Source organism: Alteromonas sp. 009811495 (genome assembly GCF_028865455.1).
Classification (GTDB): domain Bacteria; phylum Pseudomonadota; class Gammaproteobacteria; order Enterobacterales; family Alteromonadaceae; genus Alteromonas.
The window spans coordinates 4,248,341-4,265,809 of the sequence record NZ_CP113972.1; the positions used below are offsets into that span (position 1 = coordinate 4,248,341).

Consider the following 17,469-nt stretch of genomic DNA (forward strand, 5'->3'; position numbering starts at 1 on the left):
GCTTCTTTTCGCCCTACATCATTGTCTACATTTGCGTATACTTAACTGTATACATTGAACGTAAACAATTGATTTCAAAGGGCTAAAATAGACAGCAATTGATTACATCATGCCGCCCATTCCGCCCATGCCGCCCATATCAGGCATTGCAGGCGCAGCTTCGTCTTTAGGTAGCTCAGCTACCATTGCTTCAGTCGTGATCATTAGTGAAGCAATTGACGATGCGAACTGTAGTGCAGAGCGCGTAACTTTAGTTGGGTCAAGAATACCCATCTCTAGCATATCGCCGTAAGTGTCGTTACCTGCGTTGTAACCGTAGTTACCTTCGCCGCCTTTAACTGCGTTGATAACAACAGACGCTTCAGCACCTGCGTTAGACGCGATTTGACGTAGAGGCGCTTCCATTGCACGTAGTGCAAGCTTAATACCTACAGTTTGGTCGTCGTTGTCACCCGTTAGGTCAGCAAGTTTAGCTGCTGCACGAACTAGTGCTACACCACCACCAGGTACCACACCTTCTTCAACCGCTGCGCGCGTTGCGTGTAGTGCATCTTCTACGCGGTCTTTCTTCTCTTTCATTTCAACTTCAGTTGCTGCACCAACTTTAATTACTGCAACACCGCCTGAAAGCTTAGCTAGACGCTCTTGAAGCTTCTCTTTGTCGTAGTCAGACGTAGACTCTTCAATTTGACCTTTGATTTGAGCACAACGGCCTTCAATCGCTTCTTGGTCGCCGTTACCATCAACAACAGTTGTGTTGTCTTTGTTGATAACTACGCGCTTAGCAGTACCTAGGTCTTCAAGTTGCACTTTTTCAAGGTCTAGACCAATCTCTTCAGAGATAACTGTACCGCCAGTTAGGATAGCGATGTCTTGAAGCATTGCTTTACGACGGTCACCAAAACCTGGTGCTTTAACCGCTGCAACTTTAACAATACCGCGCATGTTGTTAACTACTAGTGTAGCAAGCGCTTCGCCTTCAACATCTTCAGCGATGATCATAAGCGGCTTACCTGCTTTCGCTACGCCTTCAAGGGTAGGGAGTAGTTCGCGGATGTTAGAAATCTTCTTGTCAACCAATAGGATGAACGGGTTGTCTAGTTCAACAGTACCGTTTTCTTGGTTGTTGATGAAGTATGGAGATAGGTAACCACGGTCGAACTGCATACCTTCAACAACGTCTAGTTCGTTTTGAAGTGCCTGACCTTCTTCTACAGTGATAACACCTTCTTTACCTACTTTTTCCATTGCTTGAGCAATGATGTCGCCAACTTCTGAATCAGAGTTTGCAGAGATAGTACCTACTTGAGCGATAGACTTGCTGTCTGCACAATCAGTAGAAAGTGACTTAAGACCTTCAACTGCAGCTGCAACTGCTTTGTCGATACCGCGCTTAAGGTCCATTGGGTTCATACCCGCTGCAACGCTCTTAAGGCCTTCAGTTACGATAGCTTGCGCTAGAACAGTTGCGGTAGTTGTACCGTCACCTGCTTCGTCGTTCGCTTTAGACGCAACTTCTTTTACCATTTGCGCGCCCATGTTCTCGAACTTGTCTTCAAGCTCGATTTCTTTCGCTACAGACACACCATCTTTAGTGATAGTCGGTGCACCGAAAGATTTGTCTAGAACAACGTTACGGCCTTTTGGACCTAGTGTTACTTTTACTGCGTTAGCTAGTGTGTTTACGCCTTTTAGCATTTTGCTGCGAGCGTCATCACCAAAACGTACTTCTTTAGCTGCCATGATTAAATTCCTCTAAAATTCGTTTTAACGTTAGTTGTAATTACTCAACAATCGCTAGAATGTCGCTTTCGCTTAGGATAAGTACTTCTTCACCATCCAGCTTTTCTGTTTTAACGCCGTAACCGTCGTTGAAAATAACGGTGTCGCCTACTTTAACGTCTAGCGCTTTAACTTCGCCGTTCTCAAGAATGCGACCGTTACCTACTGCGATTACTTCGCCGCGTGTAGATTTTTCTGCTGCAGAACCAGTCAGAACGATACCGCCTGCAGATTTGCTTTCTTGCTCTGCGCGCTTAAGGATAACGCGGTCGTGTAAAGGACGAATTGCCATTTTCAAGTCTCCTGAAAATTCCACTATTCAAGTTTATGTGATTACCAACACTCAGACTGCCTGAATGTTGTGTGCCTGGGTTGCTCATTACTGAGCAGTTAAAATCGTTTCTGCACGGATAGATGGGGTAGTACCCAGACAACTTCAAGGGTTTTTAAGCAAAAAAATGTAAAAAATTTGGTTTTTTGGCTAAATACTTAATTTTGCTAGGCAAGTAAACGCCGTTTGTCGCGCTAAACGGCGTGAAGGTCGATGGTGCGCTTTCACAATCTGACGGCTACTTAAGGCGCTTATCTGGATCGTTGGTCGTGTTATCTGAATACTCTCCTTCAAACACATCACCATTGCCATGCTGGGAATTAGGTTGATTAAACGGATTTTGTTGATTGGGATTAAATCCTTGCCCAAACGCACCCGCTACGCCCGCGCTGCCTGCGACAACATGCATTTTCAAATGTTTGGTTACTTGCGCGGCAAGCAAGTGTCTTGAGCCTGGTAATGCAAACATAAACCCGAAAATATCAGTGATAAACCCAGGCGTGACCAATAACACGCCCGCCACGACAAGCATTAGGCCTTCTACGAGTTCTCGCCCTGGTACTTCGTTGCGCTGCATTTTCGCTTGTGCGGTTTGAAGGGTGCTAATACCTTCACGCTTAACAAAATAAGCGCCAATAAAGGCAGTTAAAATAACTAAACCAATAGTATTCCAACCACCAATCATGCTGCCAACATTAACAAGTAGGGCGATTTCGATAATTGGTAATACGGCAAAAAGTATAAATAAAACCCGCAAAATGGTTCCTCTTTCATATTCTCATACTCTGTTATAGGGTCTTTGAACGTAATAACAAGAAAAGGTGCCATTGAATCGGTCAATCGGTCAGTGCTAGCGACCGATAACACGCTTACACGTTTAAAGGTGTGAAAGAATGTGTGCGCATAAACGGTCTGCGTATACTGTGGTGACTGAGTCGATGCACAATTCATTCGACAGAAGGGCATGCACCATGACAATCAAATTAATACTTTGCACGGTACCAAATGAAGACGTTGCGAACGATATTGCGTACGCTCTGTTGCAAAACAAACTGGCTGCCTGTGTAAATATAATAGAAGGCATACGGTCAGTTTATGAGTGGCAAGGTAAGATTGAAACAGATACCGAGTGTCAGCTAATTATCAAAACGAATACCCAGAAGGTATTGCAAGCATATGAAAAGGTGAGCAAGCTACACCCATACGATGTACCAGAATGGCTTGAGCTTAATGCCGAGGCCAGTCATGCTTATGGCCACTGGCTGCAAGCCACCTTGCAATAATAACGAGTTAAAGAAGTAAGATTGATTTATACGCTATGACAACGACATTATCGAAATTTTCGGGCGAGCACAGCAGCGCACCTCGTTCACTTGTAGCACGTGCATTCACGCTTGTGTGTATGCTGCTCATGCTTGCGTGTTTTGCACTACAGGCCAATGCTCAGATTGCGGGCGGGTTTGACGACCCTTTTGCAAACGAACCTCAATTTCTTGATGTCGATCAGGCGTTTGTTTTCGACTTCAACCAACAAGGCACTACTTTAACGCTTACCTTTTCTATTGCCGAAGGTTATTACCTGTATAAAAAGCAATTTAAATACGTTACAAAGCAAGCCGAGGTGGGTGAGGCGATCTATCCACAAGGCACTATGATCCAAGATGAATTTTTTGGTGAATCTGAAGTGTTTTACAACACCGTAACGATTACCCTGCCCATCGAAAGTGCCGATGATAATGGTGTGGTGAAAGTACGCTACCAGGGTTGCGCTGACGCCGGTTTATGTTACCCCCCAACGGTGAAAGTGGTTTACTTAAGTGCATTAGACAGTGCCAATGCGGCTAATGCGGCAGCTACACCCACCAATAACACCGACACGCCGGTTAGTGAGCAGTTCACTCTTGCTGAAAAGCTAATTAATAAAGACAATTTACCGCTTACTTTAGCCCTTTTCTTTGCACTAGGTATTGGCCTTGCCTTTACGCCTTGTGTTTTTCCAATGTATCCCATCGTGTCGGGTATTGTTATTGGACAGGGAAAACCTAAAACGACGTCGCATGCATTTTGGCTTACGTTTGTTTATGTGCAAGGCATGGCCATCACCTACTCGCTGCTAGGTTTAGTGGTTGCGGTGGCAGGGGCACAATTTCAGGCAGCGCTTCAGCACCCTGTGGTATTAGCGGTATTCATTGTACTTTTTGTGCTATTGGCAGTGGCACTTTTTGGTGGCTTTGAAATTCAACTGCCCGCTAAGTATCAAGAAAAGCTCACGCATATGAGTAATAACCAAACACCAGGCAGCTTTGTTGGCGTGTTTGTTATGGGTGTACTGTCTGGCCTTATTGCTTCGCCTTGTACTACAGCACCGCTTACCGGCATTTTGCTTTTTATTGCGCAAACTGGCGATATGACATTGGGCTTTATTTCGCTATACCTATTGTCGATAGGCATGGGCGTACCACTTATTCTATTCGGTATGACTGGCGGCAAACTGCTACCCAAAGCGGGTAATTGGATGAATGTAGTTAAGGTTACATTCGGCTTTATGATGCTGGCAGTTGCTATCGTCTTTATTGAGCGTTTGTGGAACAGTCCTTATTCCGACTTCTTGTGGGCTGCACTAGCGACTGGGTTATTTGGTTACTATTGGACGATAAATCGCGCCACGCCGAATAGTAAAATGAAATTACTGCGCGCAGTTGTTGTGGCCATGGGCGTGATGGGCAGCGTTGGGATGATTTATCAAGCAGGTGAGAACACAGGTTACTGGGGAGATAAGAAAGGGCACCCTGAGTTTGTTGTCGCCAAAAACTTAAGCGATTTACAACGCAAAATAGCTGACGCTAATGCGCTAGGCAAAACCGTGATGGTCGACTTATATGCTGACTGGTGTGTGGCATGTAAAGAATTCGAGAAGTACACCTTCCCAGAGGCAAACGTCGTGAACGCCCTGAGTAATACAGTATGGATGCAAATGGACTTGACTGAAAATACACCAGAGCGTCAAGAAGTGTTTGATGAGTTTGAAATACTCGGGCTGCCCACAATATTGTTTTTCGATACCAGCGGCAGCGAAATTAATAAAGCACGTGTTACCGGCTTTATGAACGCAGACGAGTTCACCTCGCATATCAATGCCACCGTTAATGGAAATGCAAACCAATAGTGAACATAGAGAAAGCCGGGGCAATATTCAGCCTCGGCTTATTGTCTCATGTGTTGTGTTTGTTGTGTTGTTGGTATTTTCGCTCGTATCGCTTATACCAGCCAATGCAAACAATAAAAATGAAGGGTGCTTTGACAATCGTCGATTTTGTTTTGAACTCACCCCACTTTCTCATGATAAAACCCGATACCAAGTAACCGTAAAACGGTATGTACCGCTACCTGTTGCACTTACCCTATATTCAGATGCGCTTTATTCCCATAAAGAGCATCACGGGGTATCAGAAGCATCAACACGCAAGCCAATTGCGCACGCAAACGCATTCTTAGATTCAGATGACCCCATTGTACTTGGCGAGGTAGCCAGCACGCGCCAATTTTGGCGCACAATGCGCGTAAAATGGACCGTAGGCGACATAAACGCGACTCACGATGACAACATCAAGTATTTGCCGCCATTACAACCTGCCAAGCAGTACCGCATTGTTCAAGGCTTCAACGGCAATTTTAGCCACACAGGTTCGTCGCGCTATGCTCTGGATTTTGCAGCGCCGGTGGGTACGCCCATCTTAGCAGCGCGCAGCGGTGTGGTGATCGATACTAAAGACGATGGGAAAAAAGGCGGGGCATCGAGTCGTTTTGCCAAACATGCTAATTACGTGGTTATATTGCATAGCGATGGCACCACAGGCGAATACTACCACATGAAATACAAGGGAGTAGCGGTCAAACAAGGTCAAGAAGTTCAGCAGGGGCAACTAATCGGTTACACCGGTAATACGGGTTTTTCGTCATTGCCGCACTTGCATTTCGGCATCTATGTAGCAAAGTTTCACGGCGGCTACCAAAGTGTGCCTTTCGAACTGTCTTCCCAATAAGCCATTAAGCACGCAAAATTCCACTTAACTTTGCGCCGAAAACACCTGATTAGACCAGTATTTTGCTGCGAAATCTTTCTCTATCTCTATAATCATCTATTGACACAATAAACGAGCAAAGAAATTGGCTTTTTTTCGTGCAACTGTCACAAAAGTTTGTTGAAATGGCAATAACAGTGACATTTTCCCGAAGATAGCAGCAAACTAGATGAATATTTTGTTATTAAATGGCCCTAACTTAAATATGTTAGGCCAACGTGAACCCGATAAGTATGGCACACAAACGCTTCAAGACATTGTAGATGACTTGACGGCACAGGCTGCGTCAAGTGACGTAACCCTCTCGCATTTTCAATCAAATGCGGAGCATGCGCTGATTGAACGTGTACATGCTGCTATGGGTAACGTTGACGCGATTATCATCAACCCTGCTGCTTTTACGCACACCAGTGTCGCACTGCGCGATGCATTACTGAGTGTCAATATCCCGTTTATTGAAGTGCATTTGTCGAACGTTCACGCCCGTGAGCCGTTTCGTCATCATTCCTATTTTTCTGATGTTGCAGCTGGCGTCATTGTTGGTCTTGGTGCCATGGGCTATTCGCTCGCGCTAACTGCGGCAATCAATTTACCGAAATCGCAAAAATAACGCAGAGACAGAACATGGATATTAGAAAGATTAAAAAACTCATCGAGCTAGTGGAAGAATCAGGCATTGCCGAGCTTGAGATCACTGAAGGCGAAGAGTCAGTACGCATTCACCGTGGCCCTACTGGTGTTCAAGCGCCAGTAAACTACAGCTTTGCGGCACCTGCTGCACCTCAAGTAGCTCATGCACCAGCAGCTGCGGCAACAACAGCATCAGAAGCTCCTGCCGAGCCAGCACAGCCAGACGGACACGTAGTTAAGTCTCCAATGGTAGGTACTTTCTACCGTGCATCTTCACCTACAGCGAAGCCTTTCGCTGAAGTAGGTCAGCAAGTTAAAGTGGGCGATACGCTTTGTATCGTAGAAGCAATGAAGATGATGAACCAAATTGAAGCTGATAAAGCAGGTGTTGTGAAGGCTATCTTGGTAGACAACCAAGACCCTGTAGAATTCGACCAGCCAATGTTTATCATTGAATAAGCGAGTACTTCACTATGCTAGATAAAGTACTAATTGCTAACCGTGGTGAAATTGCCCTACGAATCTTGAGAGCCTGTAAAGAATTAGGCATCAAGACCGTTGCGGTGCATTCCACTGCGGATAAAAACTTAAAGCACGTGTTGCTTGCCGATGAGTCGATTTGTATCGGCAAAGCGTCAGCAACCGAAAGCTATCTTAATATACCGCGCATTATTGCCGCTGCTGAAGTAACAAACTCAATTGCTATTCACCCAGGCTACGGCTTCTTAGCAGAGAATGCCGATTTTGCCGAAGCCGTTGAAAAGAGCGGTTTTATCTTCATTGGCCCTAAAGCAGAAACCATTAACCTAATGGGTGATAAAGTTTCGGCAATTAATGCAATGAAAAAAGCAGGCGTTCCGTGTGTACCAGGGTCTGACGGCCCTCTTACTGACGACGTAGAACGCAATAAAGCCATTGCTAAGCGTATTGGTTATCCAATTATTGTTAAGGCCGCAGGTGGCGGTGGTGGTCGTGGTATGCGTGTTGTACGCAGCGAAGACGAACTTATTAAAGCCATTGAAACCACGCAAGCAGAAGCTGGTGCCGCGTTTGGTAATTCGACGGTATACATGGAAAAATTCCTTGAGAACCCTCGTCACGTGGAAATCCAGGTACTTGCTGATGGTCAAGGTAATGCTATTCACCTAGGTGAACGTGACTGCTCTATGCAACGTCGCCACCAAAAAGTCGTTGAAGAAGCACCTGCACCTGGTATTTCTGAACAAATGCGTACAAAAATTGGTGACCGCTGTCGCAAAGCCTGTATTGAAATTGGCTATCGCGGGGCAGGCACATTCGAATTCTTGTATGAAAACGGTGAGTTTTACTTCATTGAAATGAATACGCGTATCCAGGTTGAGCACCCGGTATCTGAAATGATCACTGGCGTCGACTTGATTAAAGAGCAATTGCGCATTGCGGCAGGACAACCGCTGTCAATTGATCAGTCGCAAATTCAAATTCGTGGTCACGCGATTGAATGTCGTATAAACGCGGAAGATCCTAAGACCTTCATCCCAAGCCCTGGACCTATCGATATGTTCCATGCACCGGGTGGTCTTGGTATTCGTTGGGAGTCGCACATTTACGCAGGCTACCACGTACCGCCTTATTACGACTCTATGATTGGTAAACTTATTACCTACGGTGAAAGCCGTGATGAAGCTATCGCTCGTATGCGCCATGCGCTTGAAGAGATTGTTGTTGAAGGTATTAAAACCAACATTCCACTTCAACGCGCCATTATGGCCGACGAAAACTTCTTTGCAGGTGGAACCAACATCCACTATCTAGAGAAGAAACTAGGTTTAGCCTAATCCCCCCTTTGGGCTACACGCTGTTTTTTGTGTAGCCCAATTTTCTCGCTATTCGCTATTCGCTATTCGCTATTCGCTATTCGCTATTCGCTATTCGCTATTCAGCAAATTCTATAAATACGATTACAACAATCAATTTTTAGCGATTTTTTTATTTAAATACCCGCCCTATACTTATTTCAAGTTTTAAGACATCTCCCTGTTTTGAAATGTGTGTTCCCGAACTGTTTAATGAACTAGTTCAACCCTCATTGGAGTCCACCTCCACTTATGGCCGGCACCCTTGCCGGCTTTTTTTTACTTTAACCCCATGTACAGGCAAGATACGTATAAGAAGCATAATCGAGTAATTAAGGACTACGCGTGCGCGGTATTGCCGTTTTGTTAGCACTACTCTTCTGTACGTCATTCACACAAAAGTATGGCGTTGCATCTGAACTAACATTCTCACAAAAACTTGATGTACAAGTGCGCTTTGATAATCGCTCAAACCGACCTAGTCGCGAGCAATATCGCTTGCGCTATTATCCCGCGTTAACGCTTTCTGATGACTGGTCACTTAACAGTTTCGTGGTGACAGGTGATGACTTTTCTTCAAGTCATAACACGTTTGGCAGCAGCACGACTGACCATTTATACGCACGCCGTTTGTATCTTCGTCATAAATCCAGTTATGGCAAAACAGAAGTAGGCATTATTCCCACCTATAAAGGGCGTGTTTCGTCTACCGGTTTGTCTAAGGATGGGTGGATTACTGGCTTACGACACGTACGCAATTTAAAAAATAACAGCGCGCTTGAAGTAGTCATTGGACAGCTTGGCAATGCCCAAGCTAGCGAGGCGTTTAACGTCGGTAATGAAGAGGAATATATTGAGTTGGAGTACTCTGCACGAATGGGTGAACGCCATAGTTACGAAGTCAGTGTAGAGCGCATTATTGAAGGTAGCTTTGTTCGTGGTGAGTACAGATACCGTTTAAACGATGCCGACACTCTATTTTTCGAATTAGTGCAACGCACAGACGAAGCCGCTGCCAAAATTGTGTTGGGTGCAAGCGGCGAGTTTACTTCCGCCATCGGCAATACCTCCTACCCTATTGAATACTTTGCATACTATAGCTATATCGATACGGTATTTGGACCTAGGGCCGAGCTTATTGAAGATTTTCTTGGCACAGGGCACGGCGGCTCGCTAGAGTTTAGTGGTGTCGCATCAAAACAGCACAAGCTCGAATGGTTTGTCAGAGTTGATGTGGTAGATAGTGTCAGCCGACTATTAGCAGGGGTAAAAATGTCATTCAAACAATAAAATACTTGGGCCTAGTGCGCAGTAATTTGACGAATTTTAAACGCGCAGTGAGTTTTTAAAACATTTAAACCTAAAACGAGCTCAATATTTCGTCGTAGCGGCCTGAGGCTTTAAGTGTTCGCATTGCCTCATCAACTTTTTCAACCCACTGTGTTTGCACTGACGCTTTCGAAAACATAATGTGAGAACTCGCTTCCTGGTCGTTCATTAAATAAAACACAGGAACAATTTGCCCTTCTGCATCGTGTTTAATTATTTCGCGATGTAAATCTCGTTCAGAACCCAAAAAAGCATCAACACGGTCAATCAACAATAGGTCGACCAGACGAGGAGGCGTGTCAACGACCACGAGTTTACGGCGAAACGCTTCAGACTTTAACATTTCATCATATTCATGAGAGTAAGCCACACCCCGTTGAACGCCTAGTCGAACCGACTTTCCTTCAAGTTGAGAAAGGCCTTTATTAGGGTCGAACAATGCTGCGTTCTTCTTACTCGTAAAGAGGAGATTATGACCTAAGCGAAATGCTTCAGAAGAGAAATGCGCAAACTCACGCCGTTGGTCAGAATCTGATGCAGACAACGCCACATCAACCTCTCCATTTTCGAGCAAATGGACTATTCGCTTCCAAGGGTATACTTGAAAGCTTATTTGCATTCCTGCTTCGGCAAATATTGCCTTGGCCAGCGCAATATCAAGACCATCAAGATTACCCTGTTCGTCCACCGTCACAAAAACCGGACGTGGCGTGACTCCTATCACGAAGGGCTTAATCTCATTATCGGGGGCTACTGCTTCTAATGACACACTAGATGTAGAGATAACGGACGGGGAAATGACGGGTTCAGGTGACGACATTACGGGTGCAGAGGTTGTGGTAATGACCATCAAAGCCACGCACAACAAACTTGTCATACGAAAAAGCAAGCGTGTGCCCTTGCAGATATATGCCCAAGTTCTAGAGGGAAACTGATGTCTGAATGTTTCGCTCATCACCGTAAAAAACCACGTTAACGTAACTGTAATATACGCGAACGTGCTGCCTAGTCGCAACTAGACAAATGGCGAAGCTTTGGGGGTTGACGCACATGTTCATAAAAAAGGCCCATCAAATGATGGGCCAAACAGCAAGAACGCGTACACACTTTAACAGTGCATTCGTTTTTACGCGACGTGAACAGCTTGAGTTCATTGCAAATTTGTTACTTATTTTTAATCTTTTGCGGTTTAAAATTTTGGCTTCATTTTTTATACTTTAGTCTAATAACTAAGCCAACGGCTTAGTTAGACGTATTGAAAGATTAAAAGGTGTGATCGTGTCCAGTCGCTATTCTCAACTAAAAGAAAAGCTTCCCATCTCCCAGTTATCAGATGAAGTATTACTTGCATTTCGACTACGCTTTGATGATCCCCTGGATATCGTTGACCTTGCACAAGATATATCGGAACTCTCGTTATTTCCGGAGCGGATGGAAGAAAGCTACCGGAAAGAGTGGGAAGCTTACGTATTAAAAGCGCTAGCAGAAGAAATAAAACAAAACAGTCATTTATCTTCGGCTGAATTTATTGAGAAAGTCATGTGCGACATTGAGCACATACAGGCAAACAACGACACTTACGCTAACTTGTTACGTCAAGTTCATCACGCCAAAAATGTTAATAAGGCAGGAAATACCTTTGTATTTCCAAGCCCACTGCGTCAGCAGATAACAACGTTTCTACTCCCAATAACAACAGTCTGTGCGTCGTCAAACGAGGAGTGATCTCAGACTACTTATTCGCTCCTTTTGGTTTATATTGCGATGGACAGTAGCCTCTATCCACACCAACAGGTCGCAAGCTCGCGTGTTTCGTTTTTCGTCCACTCACTCGCTCGCGCCAGTTTTTAAACGTTTTTTCTTTTAAGTGGCTACGCATTAACTTAATCACGTCTTTCTCAGGCAAGCCATAAAGCCGCTCAATAGCCTCGAACGGTGTTCTGTCTTCCCACGCCATTTCGATAATTCGGGATTGCTGCTCTTCAGTTAAGCTCATAGTAATATCTCGTTATAAACTTATGTGAGCACTAATACGCGAGTTGTCGATTTTTGTTCACTGTGTCAAATACTAGGCAACGCTTTCATCATCTTTTGCAAAGACTAGCGTCAACAATTGCGCCGCAGCCTTAGCGTCGCTTAATGCGCGGTGATGCTGCTCCATTTCAATATCAAAATGTCGTGTTAAATTAGCAAGAGAATACGACGGTAAACCGGGATAGGTTCGACGCATCTCTCTTACGGTACACATTTTGGGACGACGAAAATCGCGCTCCAAACGTGCGAATTCTTGTTTTATGAAGCCATAGTCAAAGTTAACGTTGTGCGCAACGAATACCGCATCTTGAGTAAACTGGGCAACGGCATCAGCTACCTCGGCAAAAGTAGGCGCGTCTTGAACCATATCATCTGAAATGCCTGTCAGCCGCGTAATATTGGCAGGAATTCGACGCTGTGGATTAATCAGCGTTTGAAAGCGGTCAACTTCAACACCAGCAATTAGTTTCACCATGCCAACTTCAGTGATGCGATTGTAGCTGTTGTTGCCTCCGGTGGTTTCAATGTCTACCACAACGTATGGCTGCTGTGGATCTCTCACCCACTTCACAGTGGTTACAGCAACGGGAAAACCAGCTTGCTGTAACCGTTGAATAGTAACGAGTTGATTGCGACGTAGTTGATCGCCCGGAGCTTTAATCTCTTCAAATCTCAGCGTGCCATCAAACACCATAACATCGGGAAACCCATCGCGAAGGTTTTCGAAGTCTTTGCTCATCATACGCAGCAACGCATAAATTGCGTCAAGCGCTCCATGACAAATCAGTGCGTCAATGGGCTCAAGTAAATGACTCGACCACATAAACAGACTATTCACTTTGCCATAGTGCTGTGTAGCCATTTTGTGTATGTGTAAACGCAACTTCTCTTTTGAATTTAAGCGCGATAATAACGCTTCAATACTTGACTCGAACTTAGCATAAAAGTTGTTTTGCTTAAGTGACAATGGTCGCCTATCAAACTCTGTAACCAGCGTATCTTCTTCGTATAGTTGCTGCCAAAATAGCAGTCCAAACAAGCTGCGCCACAGCCGGTTTTCTGTCCGCCAACCGGCAATACCATGTCGCGCATAATGGGCTAGCACACCGCGCTCCACCTGCTGATTTTGACTCACATCTATTTCCAAAGAGCGGCTTGCATTGCGCAGCATGTCAGTTACCGCACTCGTGCGTTTCTTGTGGTATTTTCTTGCGTAAAAGTCTTCAGCAAAGGCTAATAAGGTATCTGATTGCGGGTTATCAATAATCTCTTCAAGGGCGGCTTTTACTTCGTCTGTCGCGCCATCTTTATAACTTTCTCTAAGCCACTTTTCTTTTGCTTTATCGCTTTGCGCACGTGCTAAGACTTCTAACGCACGACTGCGCGTTATGCCAAGCAGTTTAAGTCCGAGGGCGTATAACAATTGATCTTTATAAAAGCATGCAGACACACCATGGGTTTGCGGAAAGTCACTTCGAGATAGGGTTTCTAATTCGCTATCATTTAAGTCATTTAGCTGTCGATAGCAGTTTGCATAAAACCATGCCGCCTGCGTGTCTTCTTTTGTTTCAAAACGCGCAACGTCGCTAACAGAATCTGCGCGTGTTCGCATTACCCCCAAGTCGCGCATTGAAAACTGATTTAAACGGCTTTTGGTGTTACCAAAATACAAAAATAATAAGAAGCGCAGCGCTTCATCAAACAGGCACACCAAATAATCATCACTAGAGAAACTCGCTGGCCAGCCCTTTTGTTCAACTTCATTGCGAAGCAGTGTGACTAGTTTGGGTTTCGTCAGCGATGCAAGACCACTCACACTGGTGTACTCGCCAAGTAACCCCAGCAGTGCCTCTTTGGTTAAAACACCGGCAATATCGTTTATTGACGCGCTTGAAAGATCGCCAAACCAGCCATTGTCTATCAACCAGTCTATCTGCTGTTGAGGGGCGGTAATTTCTGCATAATTAAACTGCCTGCGATCAATAACGGCATACTTTCTATTTGCCGCGCGAACCACAACGCACTGTTTATCTTCATCAAGGGCTTTGAAATTGGCAATAAAAAGCGCCGCTTCATCAGTTAACAGCGTCGCGCTTGCCCCCTCAAAGAAGTGCAAGAATTCATAAAAATGCGTTAAATAATAACGAGGAGGCAAGTCTTTTCGCATAGTAATTGCTGTAATGCTGAACACGCAAATAGTGTATATTTATACAGATAAATTAACAACTCTCGTGCGCCTCGGCTTACGTTTACGTGTGCCAATTGCCTACAGCGAAAACCTGTTGAAAGATGATCACCCGCCGCCTTCACCACGTACCAGAAAGTACTAGAGTGAAACGGTGAAAAATTTTATGAGCTTAACCCGCGCGATGGGCTTTTCTTGCCCTTATTGTATGGCCCCTAACGACGTTGAAATTGATGAAATAAATGATGTTGGACAAGTGCAAGTACTTGACTGTCAGGTATGTTGCCAACCTATTGAACTTAACGTGTACCAGCATGGCGATGAACTTCAACTAGAGGCCACGCGAGAAAATGACTAGCCCCTTGTTTAAAACCGACATCGACAGCATGGAGCAGCGCTATCGCGCTAACCTTATAAACAGCTTATCCGGCTTTAAGCCAGCGGTACTGTTGGGCACCTCCGATGGTACTACGCACAATATCGCAATTATCAGTTCGGTGGTGCACATCGGTGCTAATCCGCCGCTACTTGGCATGATCATGCGCCCGCACACGGTACAACGAGACTCATTGGGTAATATTAAAAAAAGTGGCGTTTATACGCTAAACCACGTCAGTACCGACTGGATTGATAAAGCACACCAAACCTCTGCACGCTATGCACCGGATGAAAGTGAATTTGACGCCGTGGGCCTAACACCTTTTTTTAGTGAGACCTTTTCGGCACCTTTTGTAAAAGAAAGTGCAGTGAAAATCGGGCTTAAAGTGGCACAACATTTCACGCTCATCAACGATACAGAGATGATCATAGGCGAAATTCAAGAGCTACATATCAGCAAAGACTATATTGCAAGTGATGGGTTTGTTGATATTGAAGGGCTGAAGAGCGCCTGTATATCAGGTCTAGATAGTTATCACTCAACAAGCCGTTTGGCTCAGTTCGCCTACGCCAAGCCCGGTATAGCGCTAAAAACGAAGTGAACTTTGCCCTAGATGCTATATCTAACAAATAGGCGTGTGACGTTTATTTAATGTAGATCAATAGAAAGTGTACGTTTTTATTCGATCTTTTTTGAAAAAGAGATAGTATCTAGTTATGTAAAAAAACCTGCCGCTTTGGCAGGTTTTTGCGTTTAAGGCGCTGAATAAAAAAGAATCATTATCGTTTCTATCTCTTAAGGAGAGTGTTATGAAATCTGTAAATCGCCGCGACTTTCTTAAGCTGTCAGGCTCTACAGTAATTGGTCTTACATTAGGTGGCGTTGCGCTTCGCGCGCAAGCACAAGAGCAATTAAGTGCAGATGATGCAACTGCAAAAGCATTAAACTACACCCCATCATCAACCGTTGATGGTGCTAAGTGTGCTAACTGCATGTATGTACAAGGTAGTGATGGTGAGCAATACCGTCCTTGTAACATCTTCCCGAACAAGCTGGTAAATGCAGACGGTTGGTGTAGTGCATGGGTGAAAAAGCCAGGCTAACAGCCAGTTATACTGCCGCTTTTTGTTATTCACATTTGAAAGCCCCGACGACACATCGGGGCTTTTTTATGTGTCAGTTAACCTCACGCTTTGGCTGATAAGGCTTTGTTACAGCTTTAAGTGCAGGGTTATCAAATCGAGTAGGTAGCAAGCTTGGCGTGATGTAAAAACCGTGTTTTGCTTCAAATACACTGCCAATACCAAGCACTTTTTCATCTTGCCACTTCGCCCCAATAAAGCTTATTCCCACGGGCAAATCTTTTACTGCACCAGCAGGAATGGTTAGGTGCGGATACCCAGCAACTGCGGCTAAGTAGCCAATACCGATAAACCCTGCAGGTGAGTGATCGCCATAAACGCCATCAATGAGAAACGAGGGGCTATTTGAAGGTGCGACAAGCACATCAACTTTGTGCTTTGCCATCAACGCATCAATACCACTCTTACCTGCTGTATCTTGAATTAGCGACACGGCATTCTTATAGTTTTCACTTTCCAGTGAATCAGATGCCAACGACTTCTCGAAAATACTCTGATCGAACAATGCTAGTTCGCGCTCACTTTGGTTATTAAATGCTATCAGGCCTTCGAGGTCTCGAGCGGGTAACTGTGCCGGCGAAGAGGCCAGGTATTCATTAATAGAAGCATGGAATTCACTTAGCAGTACGTTGTACGAGTCTCGCCAGAAGCTGTCTGGCTGATTGAAATCGCTAATTTCAACTAGCGTAGCGCCAGATGCTTTAAGTTGCTCAAGTGCTTGCTCGTAAATGGCAAGTACGTGAGGGTTATCACCTTGACGATAACGCACAACGCCTACAGAGATACCTTTTAAGTCTGTCGCTATTAAAGAGGACGTAGGTAATGTTGGAATATGCGTATCTGCATCAGCAGTTGCTTTATCTTGAGCATCGCTACCTGCCATCACTGACGTCATCAACCAAGCATCTTGCACCGTAGCGGACATTGGGCCCGCGGTATCTTGGCTAAATGAGATGGGTACAATGTGGGTACGTGACAATAAGCCCACCGTTGGTTTAAAACCCACAATTCCGTTAATTGAAGATGGGCAGATTACCGAGCCATTCGTCTCAGTGCCTACTGCGAGAGAGGCTAAACGCAGTGCCATGGCCGCTCCCGAGCCAGAAGAAGAACCACACGCGCTGCGTGATAATATGTGTGGATTGCGGGTAAGGCCGCCTACGCCACTCCATCCGCTGATTGATGATTCAGAACGAAAATTCGCCCACTCTGACAAATTGGTTTTTCCTAAAACAATGGCATCTGCAGCTTTCAGCTTCGATACAATCGGCGCGTCACGTCCGGTGTCATTATTCAACAACGCCAGTGAACCTGCGGTAGTCGGCAATTCAGTCGACTCAATGTTGTCTTTAAGCAATATCGGAAGGCCTGCTAACACGCCAACCTGCTCACCATTTGCAATGCGCTTATCTAACGCTTTCGCTTGTTCAAGCGCATTTGGGTTTAGGGAAAGTACGCTGTTTACTTTAGTATCGCGTGCTTCTATACGAGCCAAATAACCTGCAACTAAATCGGCAGAGGTAATGTCTCCCGCCTTTATTGCTTGTACCTGAACATGAGCTGGTTTGTCTAACCATGTGTCTATTTGTTTTTTAGTAGTGGCTTTTGTTGCACAAGCACTGCACAGCAGAAGTACTGTAGTCAGTAGTACATACCCTTTTTTAATCATCGTTATTTCCTTGTTTCAGCAAACATGCCCAGAGTTGAGCCAGTCGTACTTTTTATACGCTGTCGCAGAAA

Annotated in this window: 18 protein-coding genes; 11 read left to right on the forward strand and 7 right to left on the reverse strand. The window is 45.0% G+C overall.

Features of this window, described 5'->3' with window-relative positions:
* Positions 1-102: 102 nt before the first annotated feature.
* From groL to OZ660_RS18985, 3 genes are all read right to left on the reverse strand, one after another.
* Positions 103-1,743, reverse strand: coding sequence for a chaperonin GroEL (gene groL, locus OZ660_RS18975; RefSeq protein WP_202262885.1), 1,641 nt, complete (start codon positions 1,741-1,743; stop codon positions 103-105).
* 40 nt (positions 1,744-1,783) lie between these two features.
* Complete coding sequence (locus OZ660_RS18980) at positions 1,784-2,074, reverse strand: co-chaperone GroES (protein WP_012520088.1); 291 nt, start codon at positions 2,072-2,074, stop codon at positions 1,784-1,786.
* 277 nt (positions 2,075-2,351) lie between these two features.
* Positions 2,352-2,870 carry an FxsA family protein gene (locus tag OZ660_RS18985; protein ID WP_274742034.1) on the reverse strand — a complete coding sequence of 173 codons (519 nt, stop codon included), beginning with the start codon at positions 2,868-2,870 and terminating at the stop codon, positions 2,352-2,354.
* Between the two features lie 214 nt (positions 2,871-3,084).
* Between OZ660_RS18985 and cutA the strand changes: the two genes are divergently transcribed.
* The 7 genes from cutA (at position 3,085) to OZ660_RS19020 (ending at position 9,950) form a co-directional block, all read left to right on the forward strand.
* The gene (cutA, locus tag OZ660_RS18990; RefSeq protein WP_274742035.1) at positions 3,085-3,396 is read left to right on the forward strand and encodes a divalent-cation tolerance protein CutA; all 312 of its coding nucleotides are present in this window, start codon (positions 3,085-3,087) and stop codon (positions 3,394-3,396) included.
* A gap of 35 nt (positions 3,397-3,431) precedes the next feature.
* Positions 3,432-5,279, forward strand: a complete 1,848-nt coding sequence (locus OZ660_RS18995; protein WP_446698944.1) for a protein-disulfide reductase DsbD — start codon at positions 3,432-3,434, stop codon at positions 5,277-5,279.
* A complete protein-coding gene (locus OZ660_RS19000; protein ID WP_274742036.1) occupies positions 5,260-6,156 on the forward strand; it encodes a M23 family metallopeptidase in 897 nt (298 codons plus the stop codon). The genes OZ660_RS18995 and OZ660_RS19000 overlap by 20 nt, the downstream gene beginning before the upstream one ends.
* A gap of 208 nt (positions 6,157-6,364) precedes the next feature.
* Entirely contained in the window at positions 6,365-6,805 is a 441-nt protein-coding gene (gene aroQ / locus OZ660_RS19005; protein ID WP_202262887.1) for a type II 3-dehydroquinate dehydratase, read from the forward strand.
* A 14-nt stretch (positions 6,806-6,819) separates the two neighbouring features.
* Positions 6,820-7,284, forward strand: coding sequence for an acetyl-CoA carboxylase biotin carboxyl carrier protein (accB, locus tag OZ660_RS19010; protein ID WP_274742037.1), 465 nt, complete (start codon positions 6,820-6,822; stop codon positions 7,282-7,284).
* A 14-nt stretch (positions 7,285-7,298) separates the two neighbouring features.
* Positions 7,299-8,642, forward strand: a complete 1,344-nt coding sequence (gene accC / locus OZ660_RS19015) for an acetyl-CoA carboxylase biotin carboxylase subunit (RefSeq protein ID WP_202262889.1) — start codon at positions 7,299-7,301, stop codon at positions 8,640-8,642.
* 363 nt (positions 8,643-9,005) lie between these two features.
* Positions 9,006-9,950, forward strand: a complete 945-nt coding sequence (locus OZ660_RS19020) for a hypothetical protein (protein WP_274742038.1) — start codon at positions 9,006-9,008, stop codon at positions 9,948-9,950.
* A 70-nt stretch (positions 9,951-10,020) separates the two neighbouring features.
* Here OZ660_RS19020 and OZ660_RS19025 read toward each other — a convergent pair whose 3' ends face one another.
* Entirely contained in the window at positions 10,021-10,839 is an 819-nt protein-coding gene (locus OZ660_RS19025) for a substrate-binding periplasmic protein (RefSeq protein ID WP_274743476.1), read from the reverse strand.
* 428 nt (positions 10,840-11,267) lie between these two features.
* Between OZ660_RS19025 and OZ660_RS19030 the strand changes: the two genes are divergently transcribed.
* A complete protein-coding gene (locus OZ660_RS19030) occupies positions 11,268-11,714 on the forward strand; it encodes a hypothetical protein (RefSeq protein ID WP_274742039.1) in 447 nt (148 codons plus the stop codon).
* A 7-nt stretch (positions 11,715-11,721) separates the two neighbouring features.
* Here the strand turns inward: OZ660_RS19030 and OZ660_RS19035 are convergent, their stop codons facing one another.
* Both OZ660_RS19035 and OZ660_RS19040 read right to left on the reverse strand, forming a co-directional pair.
* Positions 11,722-11,985 carry a TIGR03643 family protein gene (locus tag OZ660_RS19035; protein ID WP_202262892.1) on the reverse strand — a complete coding sequence of 88 codons (264 nt, stop codon included), beginning with the start codon at positions 11,983-11,985 and terminating at the stop codon, positions 11,722-11,724.
* A gap of 72 nt (positions 11,986-12,057) precedes the next feature.
* Entirely contained in the window at positions 12,058-14,190 is a 2,133-nt protein-coding gene (locus tag OZ660_RS19040) for an exonuclease domain-containing protein (protein ID WP_274742040.1), read from the reverse strand.
* 184 nt (positions 14,191-14,374) lie between these two features.
* Between OZ660_RS19040 and OZ660_RS19045 the strand changes: the two genes are divergently transcribed.
* The 3 genes from OZ660_RS19045 (at position 14,375) to OZ660_RS19055 (ending at position 15,690) form a co-directional block, all read left to right on the forward strand.
* Positions 14,375-14,566 carry a CPXCG motif-containing cysteine-rich protein gene (locus OZ660_RS19045; RefSeq protein ID WP_159625620.1) on the forward strand — a complete coding sequence of 64 codons (192 nt, stop codon included), beginning with the start codon at positions 14,375-14,377 and terminating at the stop codon, positions 14,564-14,566.
* Positions 14,559-15,188, forward strand: a complete 630-nt coding sequence (locus OZ660_RS19050; RefSeq protein WP_274742041.1) for a flavin reductase family protein — start codon at positions 14,559-14,561, stop codon at positions 15,186-15,188. The genes OZ660_RS19045 and OZ660_RS19050 overlap by 8 nt, the downstream gene beginning before the upstream one ends.
* Positions 15,189-15,396: 208 nt before the next feature.
* Positions 15,397-15,690: a high-potential iron-sulfur protein gene (locus OZ660_RS19055; protein WP_159625618.1), complete on the forward strand. Its 294-nt coding sequence runs from the start codon at positions 15,397-15,399 to the stop codon at positions 15,688-15,690.
* Between the two features lie 73 nt (positions 15,691-15,763).
* Here OZ660_RS19055 and OZ660_RS19060 read toward each other — a convergent pair whose 3' ends face one another.
* Positions 15,764-17,398 (reverse strand): amidase, encoded by a 1,635-nt coding sequence (locus OZ660_RS19060; RefSeq protein WP_274742042.1) that lies wholly within the window; start codon positions 17,396-17,398, stop codon positions 15,764-15,766.
* Between the last annotated feature and the right edge of the window lie 71 nt (positions 17,399-17,469).

What these genes read in the sequence shown, in the direction of transcription:
- OZ660_RS19000 (WP_274742036.1), top strand. Translation starts at nt 5,260, where the DNA reads ATGGAAATGCAAACCAATAGTGAACATAGAGAAAGCCGGGGCAATATT.
- OZ660_RS18980 (WP_012520088.1), bottom strand. Translation starts at nt 2,074, where the DNA reads ATGGCAATTCGTCCTTTACACGACCGCGTTATCCTTAAGCGCGCAGAG.
- OZ660_RS19040 (WP_274742040.1), bottom strand. Translation starts at nt 14,190, where the DNA reads ATGCGAAAAGACTTGCCTCCTCGTTATTATTTAACGCATTTTTATGAA.
- cutA (WP_274742035.1), top strand. Translation starts at nt 3,085, where the DNA reads ATGACAATCAAATTAATACTTTGCACGGTACCAAATGAAGACGTTGCG.
- OZ660_RS19055 (WP_159625618.1), top strand. Translation starts at nt 15,397, where the DNA reads ATGAAATCTGTAAATCGCCGCGACTTTCTTAAGCTGTCAGGCTCTACA.
- OZ660_RS19025 (WP_274743476.1), bottom strand. Translation starts at nt 10,839, where the DNA reads ATGGTCATTACCACAACCTCTGCACCCGTAATGTCGTCACCTGAACCC.
- groL (WP_202262885.1), bottom strand. Translation starts at nt 1,743, where the DNA reads ATGGCAGCTAAAGAAGTACGTTTTGGTGATGACGCTCGCAGCAAAATG.
- accC (WP_202262889.1), top strand. Translation starts at nt 7,299, where the DNA reads ATGCTAGATAAAGTACTAATTGCTAACCGTGGTGAAATTGCCCTACGA.
- OZ660_RS18995 (WP_446698944.1), top strand. Translation starts at nt 3,432, where the DNA reads ATGACAACGACATTATCGAAATTTTCGGGCGAGCACAGCAGCGCACCT.
- OZ660_RS19050 (WP_274742041.1), top strand. Translation starts at nt 14,559, where the DNA reads ATGACTAGCCCCTTGTTTAAAACCGACATCGACAGCATGGAGCAGCGC.
- OZ660_RS19035 (WP_202262892.1), bottom strand. Translation starts at nt 11,985, where the DNA reads ATGAGCTTAACTGAAGAGCAGCAATCCCGAATTATCGAAATGGCGTGG.
- aroQ (WP_202262887.1), top strand. Translation starts at nt 6,365, where the DNA reads ATGAATATTTTGTTATTAAATGGCCCTAACTTAAATATGTTAGGCCAA.
- OZ660_RS19045 (WP_159625620.1), top strand. Translation starts at nt 14,375, where the DNA reads ATGAGCTTAACCCGCGCGATGGGCTTTTCTTGCCCTTATTGTATGGCC.
- OZ660_RS19060 (WP_274742042.1), bottom strand. Translation starts at nt 17,398, where the DNA reads ATGATTAAAAAAGGGTATGTACTACTGACTACAGTACTTCTGCTGTGC.
- accB (WP_274742037.1), top strand. Translation starts at nt 6,820, where the DNA reads ATGGATATTAGAAAGATTAAAAAACTCATCGAGCTAGTGGAAGAATCA.